Origin of the sequence: Clostridium brassicae, assembly GCF_026738875.1 — a bacterium.
GTDB lineage: Bacteria > Bacillota > Clostridia > Clostridiales > Clostridiaceae > Clostridium_H > Clostridium_H brassicae.
Genome location: NZ_JAPQFJ010000001.1, coordinates 1 through 12510 on the forward strand (window position 1 = coordinate 1; position 12510 = coordinate 12510).

Genomic DNA, 12510 nt, shown 5'->3' on the forward strand with positions numbered 1-12510 from the left:
AACAGAGATGCTGATGCAGCTATAATGAAAGTTGCTGATTTAGGAATAGTTGGCGATGTAACTAAAGTAATTCCTGAATTAGTAGCTCAAGTTAAATCATATAAATAGGATTCTTAGTCTCATAAGGGATGTTAATCCCTAATGAGGGTTAGAAACCATTATCCAGGGTTGTACTGCCAGTTTATGCAAAGCTATAAAGGATTGGATAATTAGTGGCAGTAGACATCGGATAAATAGGATTCTTAGTCTCATAAGGGATGTTAATCCCTAATGAGGGTTAGAAACCATTATCCAGGGTTGTACTGCCAATTTATCCAAGTTGCAAAATTTGATAACTAATGGCAGTACACATCGGGTAAAGAGGACTCTTAGTCTAATATGAAATGCTAACTACATATAAACAAACAGCTTTGAAGAAGTCGTGTATTAATATGCGACTTCTTATTTTTTAAGAAAAATATATATTTGTATATTGTTAGTGATTTATAACTTTAAAATTGATAAAATAATATATGTAAGATATTTTATTTATGTAGGGGTGAGCGTTATAAATACTATGGAAGAAAGGTGTTTTATTGATGATTTTCTTGAAAACTTTGATGTTATTTTAAAGAATGTGAAGGAAGGGATTATAGTTTTAGATTTTAAGGGTGAAATTGTTAGGGTAAATCAAAAAGGTATGGACATTTGCAAGGAAGGTTCTGAGGAAAACTTAAAAAGAAAAATTTTGAACATATATCCTGAAATTGAAAGTAGAGAGATTTTTAGTAAAGGATATTCAATTGACAAATGCAAAAATCATGTGGAGATTAATGATGTAAAGGTTGAAATAAAGATTCAACCAATAAGTTATAAAAATAAAGATATAGGCACCATTATATTTATTTATGAAGATTTAAACTATGATAAACTTGCAAAAGAACTTGAGAATAATAACAAGTATATAAAGGAAATGGAAACAATTCTAGAAAGAGCTTATGACGGAGTTGTAGCGGTTAATAAAGAAGGTATTATTACGATTATAAGTAAATCCTACGCAGAATATCTAGGAGTAAATCAGAAGGATGCCATAGGAAGGCATGTAACTGAAGTTATAGACAATACAAGAATGCATAGAGTAGTTAAAAGTGGGAAACCAGAAAGTACGCAACTTCAAAAAATAAATGATAAATATATAATAACTACTCGTATACCTATAGTAAAAAATGGACAAGTTGTAGGAGCTGTAGCTAATGTATTGTTTAGAGATACCAGAAATTATAATCTATTTTATAATAAAATAAATAAGATAGAGGAGGAATTCCAAAATAAAGAGGAAAAGCAAATAAGCGAAGCTGTATATGTTTTTGATAATATAATAGGAGACAGTGATGTTATTAAAAAAACTAAATACTTAGCTAAAAAAGCAGCAGGAACAAAATCCAGCGTTTTGCTTAAAGGCGAAAGTGGTACAGGTAAAGAATTATTTGCTCATGCAATACACAATGAAAGCAAGCGTTCAAGTAAAAATTTTATTAAGGTTAATTGTGCTGCTATCCCAAATGAGCTTTTAGAATCAGAACTTTTTGGCTATGAAAAAGGATCTTTTACAGGAGCAAAAACAGAAGGGAAAATAGGAAAATTCGAGTTAGCAGATAAAGGAACAATTTTTTTAGATGAAATTGGAGATATGCCTATTCACATGCAAGCTAAGTTATTAAGAGTAATTCAAGAAAGAGAAGTTGAGAGAATAGGATCAAATACAACAAAAAAAATAGACATAAGAATTATTTCAGCAACTAATAGAGATTTAGAGGCTATGGTGAAAGAAGGAAAATTCAGAAGAGATTTATATTATAGACTTAATGTAGTTGAGGTAAATATACCTCCTTTAAGAGAAAGAAAAGAAGATATTATTCCACTAGTTGTTTTTTTAATTAATAAGTTATGCAATAAATTAGATAAAAAAGTTAATGGTATTTCTATAAAAGCTATGGAATTTTTAAAAAATTACAGATGGGAAGGAAATATAAGACAACTTGAAAATGTGCTTGAAAGAGCGATAAATGTAGTGGAAGATAAAGAACAAATTTTACCTGAACATTTACCTTCAAGTATAACAGGAATGATTACTAATAATGACAAAATTGAAAGCTTAGATAGTATTATAAATGAGGCTGAAAAGCACGCTATAGTAAATGCTTTGATAATATGTAATGGTAATAAAACTAAAGCATCAAAGATCCTCAATATAAGTAGGAGTACTCTTTATGAAAAAATGAATAAACATAAGGTTGAAATATAAATTTGTAATAATTTATACAATAATGTAGTAGTTTTCATACATATATTGATTTTAAATCGACATATGTATGGAATTTACTACATTATTTTTTTATATGTGACAAAAGTGTCTTAAAAACAAGACATTTTCATTGTGCATAGTTAAATAAATATCAAACAAGGATATGGTATAGGCAAAATATGAATTCAATCCCTCTATAACACTGGTGTATACATATATATGATATTTTGGCATAAATATTGCTTATATAAATAAACGTAATCATGGATAAAAATTTCACAATTATATAGAGGAGGAATTTTATATGGCTACAAAAGTAAAAACTGTTAAAGAAGCAGTTGCATTAATTAAAGACGGAGACACAGTAGCAACAGGTGGATTTTTAGGTATAGCTCACCCAGACACAGTTATTGCTGGTGTTGAAAAAAGATTTCTAGAAGAAGGAACACCTAAAAACTTAACCTTAATGTATGCTGCTGGACAAGGTGATGGAAAAGATAAGGGATTAAATCGTTTAGGACACGAAGGATTAATTACAAAAGTTATAGGTGGACACTGGAATCTTGCGCCTAAGCTTCAAAAGTTAGCATTGGAAAACAAATTAGCGGCTTATAATCTTCCACAAGGAACAATTTCTCAATTATTTAGAGATATTGCTGCTGGAAAAATAGGAACAATTACACATGTGGGACTAAAGACTTTTGTAGACCCTAGACTTGATGGGGGAAAAATAAATAATCTTGCAAAAGAAGATGAAGATGTAGTTAAACTTATAAATATTGAGGGAAACGAACGTCTATTATATAAAGCAAGACCAGTAAATATCGCTTTAGTTCGTGGTACATATGCAGATGAAAAAGGAAATGTAACCATGGAAGAAGAAGCAGCTACATTAGAAGTTCTTTCAATGGCTCAAGCTGCTAAAAACTCAGGTGGTAAGGTTATAGTGCAAGTAAAGAGAATAGTGGAAAATGGAAGTCTAGATCCTAAACTAGTTAAAATTCCAGGAATATATGTAGATGCTGTTGTAGTAGACCCAGAAGCTTCACAAACTTTTGCGGAAAAATATGATTCATCTTTCTGTGGAAAAACTAGAATTCCACTAAGTTCAGTTGAAAAAATGTCGCTGAATGAAAGAAAAATTATAGCTAGAAGAGCAGCGATGGAACTTCCTAAAGATGCTATTGTAAACTTAGGAATAGGTGTTCCAGAAGGGGTCGCAGCAGTAGCTAATGAAGAAGGTATAGGAGATACAATGACATTAACTGTTGAAGCAGGTCCAATTGGAGGAGTTCCAGCAGGTGGTGCTAACTTTGGAGCATCAACAAATGCAGAAGCTATATTAGACCAACCATATCAATTTGACTTCTATGATGGAGGCGGATTAGATGTTGCTTTCTTAGGTTTAGCTCAATGTGATGAAAAAGGTAATATAAATGTTAGTAAATTTGGACCTAAAATAGCAGGCTGTGGTGGATTTATTAATATAACTCAAAATGCTAAAAAAGTTATATATTGTGGAACATTTACTGCAGGTGGTTTAAGAGTATCTACTGGTGATGGACAATTACACATAAATCAAGAAGGAAAAGTTAATAAGTTCATAAAAGATGTAGAACAAATTACATTTAGTGCTGAGTATGCTCAAGAAGTTGGACAACCAGTATTATATATAACAGAAAGAGCAGTATTTGAATTAAAAAAAGAAGGATTAGTTCTTACAGAAATCGCACCAGGTGTTGATTTAGAAAAAGATATATTAGGAAAAATGGACTTTAAACCAATAGTTTCAGAAAATCTTAAACTAATGGATGAAAGAATATTTAAAGAAGAATTAATGGGACTTGAATAATTATTTATTACAATATGCAAACAAACTTATTACAAAATAAAAAATAAAAATAAAAAACACAATAAATTTTGTCAAATTAATAAACAAATAAACTTACAACTTACAAATAACAAATAAAACTTACAAACAAAAAACAAAAGCTTACAAAGTAAAAAAACTTAATGTCAAAAAATCATTCTCTAGAAGACTAAGGTTATCTAGAGAATGATAACATAAAAAAACAAAAGCGTAGGAGGGTGAGTTAAAATGTTAGGAGTTATAGGAATTGTAATATCTTTAATATTACTTATGTATTTAGCTTACAGAGGAATAACAGTACTTGTATTAGCACCTGTCTTAGCATTATTTGCAGCATTCATGGGAGCTGGTGCAGATGCACATATAATGGCTACATATACAGAAGTATTTATGAAATCCTTTGCTGGATATGCACAAAAATATTTCCCTGTATTTATGTTAGGAGCTATTTTTGGTAAAATAATGGATGACACAGGATGTGCTAAATCTATTGCACATACAATCGCACAAAAATTAGGGAAAGAGAAAGCTATGTTAGCTGTTGCTTTATCTTGTTCAGTTTTAACTTATGGTGGAGTTTCAATGTTTGTTGTTGCTTTTGCTATATATCCAATAGCTGTATCTTTATTTAAAGAAGCAGATATACCGAAAAGATTAATTCCAGGTACTATTGCAGTAGGTTCTTTTGGTTTTACAATGACAGCATTACCAGGTTCACCACAAATACAGAATGCTATTCCAATGCCGTACTTTGGAACAGATGCTTATGCTGCACCAGTATTAGGATTGATAGCATCAGCTATAATGTTAACAGTATCAATGCTTTGGTTAACTAATAGAGCTAATAAAGCTAGAAAAGCAGGAGAAGGCTATGGAGATCATCCAGGTGAAAATGTTTCAGATATGGACGTATCTCAATTACCATCTTTTATAATATCTATCATTCCGATAGTATTAGTACTAGTTTTAAATTTTATATTTTCAAGATATTATTTTGGAGGAGCTTCTTATGATTCATCTTATTTAGCAGAATATAAAACTAAGCTATCAGATGTTTCAGGTATGTGGAGTTTAATATTAGCATTATTAATCGCAATTATATTTGCTATAGTATCTAATTTAAAAAGGTTAAAAGATGTTAAGAACAGCTGTAACCAAGGAGCTATAGGTTCATTGTTAGCAATTATAAATACTTCATCAGAAGTTGGATATGGAAATGTTATAAAATCTCTAGCAGCATTTGCTATTATACAAAATGCTATGCTTGGAATATCAAGTAATCCCTTAATTGCAGAAGCAATATCAGTTAACGTATTAGCAGGCATAACAGGTTCTGCATCAGGCGGTATGGCTATAGCATTATCATTAATGGGAAAACAATATATTGAAATGGCTCAAGCAGCTGGTATAAGTCCACAAGTTCTTCATAGAATTGCAACAATATCATGTGGTGGATTTGACTCATTACCACATAATGGAGCAGTTATAACATTGCTTGGAATTTGTCAAATGTCACATAAAGAATCATATAGTGATATTGGAATGGTATCAGTTGTAATTCCGTTATGTACCCTTGTTATTGTATTGATATGTGCAAGTATAGGTATAGTTTAGAGCAAAAATTTAGAATAAATATTTAATATGAAAAATATTTAGAATATACATCCTTTAATAAATATATAGAATATTAAATAAATATAGAAAATAATGAAATTTATGAAAATAGGAATCTGATTAGGTTATTCAGGTTCCTATTTTGTATGTTGCATTGAAAAAGCTGTTTTTACAAAAGCTTACCTTTACGAGTGTGCTTTTATTAATTATAATAGTAAATAATGAGATAGAGGATGAGTGAATAATTATAAATAATATATTCAAAATTTTGTAGAATGATATGGGGTGTGAGAATGTTTAAAATTATTAAGAAAGAGGTTTTGGCGCCAAATATATATCTTATGGATATAGAAGCTCCTAGAGTTGCAAAGGCGGCTAATCCAGGGCAATTCGTAATTGTAAAGATGAATGAAAAAGGAGAAAGGGTTCCCCTTACAATATGTGATTATGATAAGAATAAAGGTACAGTTACCATAGTATTTCAAGCAGTTGGTTCTTCAACTATGGAAATGGCTAAGTATGAGGAAGGACAGTATTTTGAAGATTTTGTAGGTCCGTTAGGAAAGCCATCTGAATTTTTAATAGAGAACAAGGAAGAATTAAAAAATAAAAAGGTGTTATTTATATCTGGAGGTGTAGGTGCAGCACCGGTATACCCTCAAGTTAAGTGGTTTTATGAGCAAGGCATGAAGTCTGATGTTATTATGGGTTCAAGAAATAAAGAAATGTTAATATTAGAAAATGAGATGAAGGCTGTAGCAGATAATGTTTATGTAACTACAGATGATGGTTCGTATGGATTTAAGGGGTTAGTAACAGATAAATTTAAGGATTTAGTTGATAATGAAGGAAAAAAATATGATTATGTTGTAGCAATTGGTCCTATAATAATGATGAAATTCGTATGTTTAACTACAAAGCCTTATGGAATAAAAACAATAGTAAGTATGAATCCTTTAATGGTTGATGGTACTGGAATGTGTGGAGCATGTAGGGTAACAGTAGGAGATGAGACTAAATTTGCTTGTGTTGATGGGCCAGAATTCGATGGACACTTAATAGATTTTGACGAAGCTATGAGAAGGCAAGCTATGTATAAGAGTGAAGAAGGAAGAGAGAAACTTAAAGAGGAAGAAAAGCATAATCACCATCATCATGATCATAAAGGTTGTGGATGCTGCGGAGGTGAAGAATAATGGATAGAATGAAGAAAATACCAGTAAGAGAACAAGAGCCAAAGCAAAGAATTAAGAACTTTGAAGAGGTATGTTTAGGGTATACAGAGGATGAAGCTGTAGCAGAAGCTAGTAGATGTCTTAATTGTAAAAATCCTTTATGCATGAAGGGCTGTCCTGTTTCAATAGATATACCAACTTTTATACAACATATAAAGGAAAAAGAATTTGAAAAAGCAGCTAAAGTTATAGCAAAATACAGTTCACTTCCGGCGGTCTGTGGAAGAGTATGTCCCCAAGAAACTCAGTGTGAAGGTAAGTGTGTTCTTGGAATAAAAGGAGAAGCTGTTTCTATAGGAAAACTTGAAAGATTTGTAGGAGATTGGTCAAGAGAGAATAATGTAGATCTTTCTCAAACAGATATTAAAAAAAATAAAAAAGTTGCAGTAATAGGAAGTGGTCCAGCAGGTCTTGCTTGTGCAGGAGATTTAGCTAAAAAAGGATATGATGTAACTATTTTTGAAGCTCTTCATGAAACAGGCGGAGTATTGGTTTATGGAATTCCTGAATTTAGACTTCCAAAGGAAACAGTAGTTAAAGCAGAGATTGAAAATATAAAAAGCTTGGGAGTTAAAATAGAAACCAATGTGGTAGTTGGTAGAACTGCTAATGTAGATAAATTAATGGAAGAAGAAGGGTTTGAAGCTGTATTTATAGGCTCAGGAGCTGGTCTTCCAAAATTCATGGGTATACCTGGAGAAAATTCTAATGGGGTATTCTCCGCAAATGAATTCTTAACTAGAGTGAATTTAATGAAAGCATATAAAGAGGAATATGCAACTCCGGTAAAAATAGGAAAAAAAGTTGCCGTAGTAGGCGGTGGAAATGTTGCTATGGATGCAGCTAGAACAGCTTTAAGACTTGGATCTGAAACTCATATAGTTTATAGACGATCAGAGGAAGAACTTCCAGCAAGATTAGAAGAGGTTCACCATGCTAAAGAAGAAGGAATTATTTTTGATTTACTGACTAATCCAGTAGAAATCATAGCTGATGAAAATGGATGGGTTAAAGGAATGAAGTGCGTAAGAATGGAACTTGGAGAACCAGATGAGTCTGGACGTAGAAGACCAAAGGTTAAAGAGGGTTCAGAGTTTGTTATGGATGTTGATACGGTTATAATGTCACTAGGTACTTCGCCAAATCCTTTAATTCCAGCTACAACAGAAGGATTGGATGTTAATAAGTGGAAATGCATAATAGCTGAAGAGGATACTGGAAAAACATCTAAAGATGCAGTTTATGCAGGGGGAGATGCTGTCACAGGAGCAGCCACTGTGATACTTGCAATGGAAGCTGGTAAAAAAGCTGCAAAAGCAATTGATGAATATTTAAATAATAAACAATAGAATAATGTTGCGACGCAACATTTTTCTAGTAAACAGAGAATAGTGATTAGAGAATAGTAAAGGAGGATTTTGTTTTAGACAAAATCTTAAATTGTTAAAAAAGCCTTCAGATTAATGAAGGCTTTTTAGGTTTAAAATTCCTTTATGGGTTATAATTTGTAAAATGTTTATTTTAAAGATTAAGTTTATATAATTTTCAATTAAATGTAGAACAATAGAATGAAATTTCTTTTTACAGAGCCGTTTAATCTAAAACTTTGTTATAATTTATACCAGCTACCGCTTTTAAGGGCTTATCAGCTCTTTTATTTAGATTAACAACAAAGCTCATAATGAAAAATTAATTTTTCATTATGAGCTTATTCTTTTATTTAATTCAAAGATTTTCTGACACTAGGAGGAAAATCCTCCTTCACTATTCTCTGTTCACTATTCTCTAAAATAATGTTGCGACGCAACATTTTTAAGTTATGAACATGCTTTTATGTAGTAGTATGACATTATTGTTTTGCTATCACATATTATTCCTTCTTTTATTTTCTTCTCAAATTCATTAAAAGGCATCCACATTACTTCGGTTACATCAGTATCATCTACTATATTATTTTTAAGAGAAGATCTTTTTAAGGAGGCTTTAAAAAGATGCATAATACTATCACTAAATCCCATCATAGGTTTGTATGAAACAATTTTTTCTAAAGAATCCATAGAAATGGCTAAAGTGGTTTCTTCTTTTATTTCCCTTATTAAGCAATCTTCTATACTTTCTCCTGAGACATCTAAACATCCTGCTGGAATTTCTAGAGTATATTCCATAATAGAAGGTCTAAATTGTTTTACTAGTAATATTTCATTAAATTCATTAATAATAGCTGCGGAAACAGCATCATAATTTTTTATTATATCATAGAGTTTTCCATCTATTTCTCTATGGTATAATTTTAACCAACCGTTATAAACTAATTTATCTTTCATTTATTTTCTTCTCCTTCTTAATTTTATATAGTTATTTTAAGTATCTGGATTAAGTAAATATTACTTTAGATATTTTTAATTACTTATATTTATAATTATCATTTCTAATAAATTTGTATAATAAAGATAGAAATAGGCGAAAAAATTAATAACTATATATATTATAATACTAAAGGTAAATAATAAAACTAGAGTTAACAATAAATATAGTAATATTATTTTATTATAAGTTAAATGTGTAGTATAATAATTATTATTAATAACTAAAAATTATTTAATATATGAGGAATTTGCATATAACTATCTGTTTAGGAATTATACAAAATCCTCATCTAATAATATAAAAATTTAGAGGTGAAGATATGGAATTTAATTATATAGAAAAAATTGAGAATGGTGTAATAATAAAGGATGTAAAAAATTTTAATTTAAATCATATATTTGATTGCGGACAATGTTTTAGATGGAGAGAAGAAGAAAATGGAAATTACATAGGAGTTGCTTTTGGTAAAGTTATAGAAGTACAAAAGATAGACAATGATGTTATTCTATATAACACAACAGAGGATGAATTTGAGAATATATGGTCTAACTATTTTGATTTGTATAGGGACTATGATTCTATAAAACAAATTTTGAGCAAAGATGAACTTCTAAAAAAAGCGGTAGAATATGGATGGGGTATAAGACTTCTACAGCAGGAACCTTTTGAAATATTAATTTCTTTTATAATATCTGCTAATAATAGAATTCCTATGATTAAAAAAGTTATAAGTAATATTTCACAGAGATGGGGTAAGCCTGTTGAATACAAAGGTAAGACATACTATACATTTCCCGATATAGAAGAAATTAAGAACTGTACTATAGAAGAACTTGAGGCATGTGGTACAGGATTTAGAGGTAAGTATATAAAAAACACAGTAGATGGAATTTTAAAAAATGATATGACTATTAACTATATTAAAAATTTAGGCGATGACAAATGTCATCAAGAATTACAAAAATTTAGTGGAGTAGGACCCAAAGTAGCAGATTGTATAATGTTATTTTCAATGAATAAATATTCTGCTTTTCCAGTTGATGTTTGGGTGAAAAGAGCTATGCAACATTTTTATTTAGCACCAGATGTATCTTTGAAAAAAATAAGAGATTTTGGGAGAGGTCAATTTGGAGAATTATCAGGCTTTGCTCAACAATACTTATTTTATTATGCTAGGGAAAATAATATAAGGATATAATATTTAGAATCTTTGAAACAGTAATAAAATTTAAACTGTTATAATATTATTTTACCATCTGTTATAGTAATTTACTGTTACATTATCTATAAAAATCTGTTATAATTATATTAAAGAAATTTGAAAAAAATTAGTGATTTATAAACAATAACTTGAAGTTAATTATATAACAGTTAATTGCAGAGTAACCACTTTAGATGGAGGTAAAATAATGAATTTATTTGAAACAGAATTAAAAAAATTAAAGTATGAAGTTCTAACAGAAGTAGCTAAATTGGCAATAGAAGACAAACTTAGTGATGAAAATTTAAATGCTATTCCTTATAAGATTATTCCAGGAACAAAGCCTACGTATAGATGTTGTGTTTATCATGAAAGGGCTATATTAAAAGAGAGAGCAAAACTTGCAGCTGGATATGTAAGTAATGGAGATAACGGTGGATATATACCAGCAAAAGACGATAGCGATCAAATACTATATGTAATACAAGCGGCTTGTGACACTTGTCCTATAAATAAATATACTATTACAGAAGTATGTAGAGGGTGCATACAACATAAATGTATGGAAGTATGCCCTGCTAAGGCGATAACAAGAATTAATGGTAAGGCATATATAAATCAGGATTTATGTAAAGAATGTGGATTATGTAAAAAAGCATGTCCTTACAATGCTGTATCAGAAGTTATGAGACCTTGCAAGAAAGTTTGTCCTACTGGGGCACTAGATATAGATGAATATAGAAGAGCTATGATAAAGGATGAAGAATGTGTGAACTGTGGAGCTTGTATGGAAGCATGTCCTTTTGGAGCTATATCAGATAAAAGTTATATAGTTCCTGTGATTAAAAATTTAGAATCAGATAAGAAAGTATATGCTATAGTTGCACCATCAATAACAGGACAGTTTGGCCCAAAGATAGCAGTTGGTCAGATTAAAGATGCTCTTAATAAAGTAGGTTTTGAAAATGTTGTAGAAGCTGCATGTGGTGCTGATGCTGTTACGGTACATGAAGCTATGGAATTTGTTGAAAGAATTGAAGATGGGCATAAATATATGACTAATTCATGTTGTCCAGGATTTGTAGCTTATATAGAAAATAAATTTAAAGACCAAGTAGAAAATATATCTAGTACAGTTTCACCAATGATAGCAACAGCTAAAATGATAAAGAAAAATGATAAAGATGCTGTGGTTGTGTTTATTGGACCTTGTACTGCTAAGAAAATGGAGGTTAGAAGAGAAGAGGTTAAAGGTATAGCAGACTATGTTTTAACTTTTGAAGAATTAGCAGCAATAATATCAGCATATAATATCCATTTAGAAGAATGTGACAACATTGAAATAGAGGATGCTTCTTCTTATGGAAGAGGTTTTGCACAAGGCGGTGGACTTTCTGCTGCAATTGAAAATATTATAAAAGATAAACAAATAGAAGTTGAATTCAAACCAGTCAAAATAAGTGGACATGAAAATTTAAAAAGGTACATGCTTCTTGCTAAAAATGGTAAATTACCTGGGAACTTTATAGAAGGTATGATGTGTGAAGGTGGATGTATAGGGGGAGCAGGTACAATTTGTTCTCAAATGAAAACAAAAATGCCTTTAAGCAAGTTTAGTAAAGAGGCTAAAGCTCAAAATATAGTAGAGAACAATAATTTAGAAGAGTTTAAAGATATTGACTTAAATAAATAGGGTTATCAAAAATATTAATCCGGATTATTTTTTAAATTAATTTAAAAAATAAAGTCATAAATAATGTAATTTTAAGAAAAAATTAATAATAAAAAAAGAAGTTAAAAGGTACTTTCATGTATAATAATATGTGGGTGCCTTTTATTTTTATATTTGATTATGAATTACTTATTAAGCTAATAATAAAATAAATATAAGTGGAATAAAAACAAACAAATATTAAAAACTATTTACATAGTTAAGAAT

General features: G+C 30.1%; 8 protein-coding genes and 1 pseudogene. 8 read left to right on the plus strand and 1 reads right to left on the minus strand.

Annotated elements, in window-relative coordinates; all coding sequences use genetic code 11:
• From OW729_RS00005 to gltA, 6 genes and pseudogenes are all read left to right on the plus strand, one after another.
• Nucleotides 1–108, plus strand: a pseudogene (locus OW729_RS00005) (electron transfer flavoprotein subunit alpha); the annotation flags it as partial.
• Between the two features lie 448 nt (nucleotides 109–556).
• The gene (locus tag OW729_RS00010; RefSeq protein WP_268059360.1) at nucleotides 557–2284 is read left to right on the plus strand and encodes a sigma 54-interacting transcriptional regulator; all 1728 of its coding nucleotides are present in this window, start codon (nucleotides 557–559) and stop codon (nucleotides 2282–2284) included.
• A gap of 304 nt (nucleotides 2285–2588) precedes the next feature.
• Nucleotides 2589–4136: an acyl CoA:acetate/3-ketoacid CoA transferase gene (locus OW729_RS00015; protein ID WP_268059361.1), complete on the plus strand. Its 1548-nt coding sequence runs from the start codon at nucleotides 2589–2591 to the stop codon at nucleotides 4134–4136.
• Nucleotides 4137–4382: 246 nt separating this feature from the next.
• Nucleotides 4383–5768, plus strand: coding sequence for a GntP family permease (locus OW729_RS00020; RefSeq protein WP_268059362.1), 1386 nt, complete (start codon nucleotides 4383–4385; stop codon nucleotides 5766–5768).
• 293 nt (nucleotides 5769–6061) lie between these two features.
• A complete protein-coding gene (locus OW729_RS00025) occupies nucleotides 6062–6964 on the plus strand; it encodes a sulfide/dihydroorotate dehydrogenase-like FAD/NAD-binding protein (protein WP_268059363.1) in 903 nt (300 codons plus the stop codon).
• Nucleotides 6964–8352 (plus strand): NADPH-dependent glutamate synthase, encoded by a 1389-nt coding sequence (gltA, locus tag OW729_RS00030; RefSeq protein ID WP_268059364.1) that lies wholly within the window; start codon nucleotides 6964–6966, stop codon nucleotides 8350–8352. The genes OW729_RS00025 and gltA overlap by 1 nt, the downstream gene beginning before the upstream one ends.
• A gap of 468 nt (nucleotides 8353–8820) precedes the next feature.
• On the opposite strand, the gene OW729_RS00035 is transcribed toward gltA, so the two are convergent.
• The gene (locus OW729_RS00035; protein WP_268059365.1) at nucleotides 8821–9327 is read right to left on the minus strand and encodes an NUDIX hydrolase; all 507 of its coding nucleotides are present in this window, start codon (nucleotides 9325–9327) and stop codon (nucleotides 8821–8823) included.
• A gap of 362 nt (nucleotides 9328–9689) precedes the next feature.
• Here OW729_RS00035 and OW729_RS00040 point away from each other — a divergent pair, with 362 nt between their 5' ends.
• The gene (locus OW729_RS00040) at nucleotides 9690–10568 is read left to right on the plus strand and encodes a DNA-3-methyladenine glycosylase family protein (protein ID WP_268059366.1); all 879 of its coding nucleotides are present in this window, start codon (nucleotides 9690–9692) and stop codon (nucleotides 10566–10568) included.
• A 211-nt stretch (nucleotides 10569–10779) separates the two neighbouring features.
• A complete protein-coding gene (locus tag OW729_RS00045; RefSeq protein ID WP_268059367.1) occupies nucleotides 10780–12264 on the plus strand; it encodes a 4Fe-4S dicluster domain-containing protein in 1485 nt (494 codons plus the stop codon).
• Nucleotides 12265–12510 lie beyond the last annotated feature (246 nt).

Excerpts from the sequence above, each read along its gene's own strand:
- OW729_RS00040 (WP_268059366.1), top strand. The coding sequence starts at position 9,690 with ATGGAATTTAATTATATAGAAAAAATTGAGAATGGTGTAATAATAAAG.
- OW729_RS00025 (WP_268059363.1), top strand. The coding sequence starts at position 6,062 with ATGTTTAAAATTATTAAGAAAGAGGTTTTGGCGCCAAATATATATCTT.
- OW729_RS00045 (WP_268059367.1), top strand. The coding sequence starts at position 10,780 with ATGAATTTATTTGAAACAGAATTAAAAAAATTAAAGTATGAAGTTCTA.
- OW729_RS00010 (WP_268059360.1), top strand. The coding sequence starts at position 557 with ATGGAAGAAAGGTGTTTTATTGATGATTTTCTTGAAAACTTTGATGTT.
- OW729_RS00020 (WP_268059362.1), top strand. The coding sequence starts at position 4,383 with ATGTTAGGAGTTATAGGAATTGTAATATCTTTAATATTACTTATGTAT.
- OW729_RS00015 (WP_268059361.1), top strand. The coding sequence starts at position 2,589 with ATGGCTACAAAAGTAAAAACTGTTAAAGAAGCAGTTGCATTAATTAAA.
- OW729_RS00035 (WP_268059365.1), bottom strand. The coding sequence starts at position 9,327 with ATGAAAGATAAATTAGTTTATAACGGTTGGTTAAAATTATACCATAGA.
- gltA (WP_268059364.1), top strand. The coding sequence starts at position 6,964 with ATGGATAGAATGAAGAAAATACCAGTAAGAGAACAAGAGCCAAAGCAA.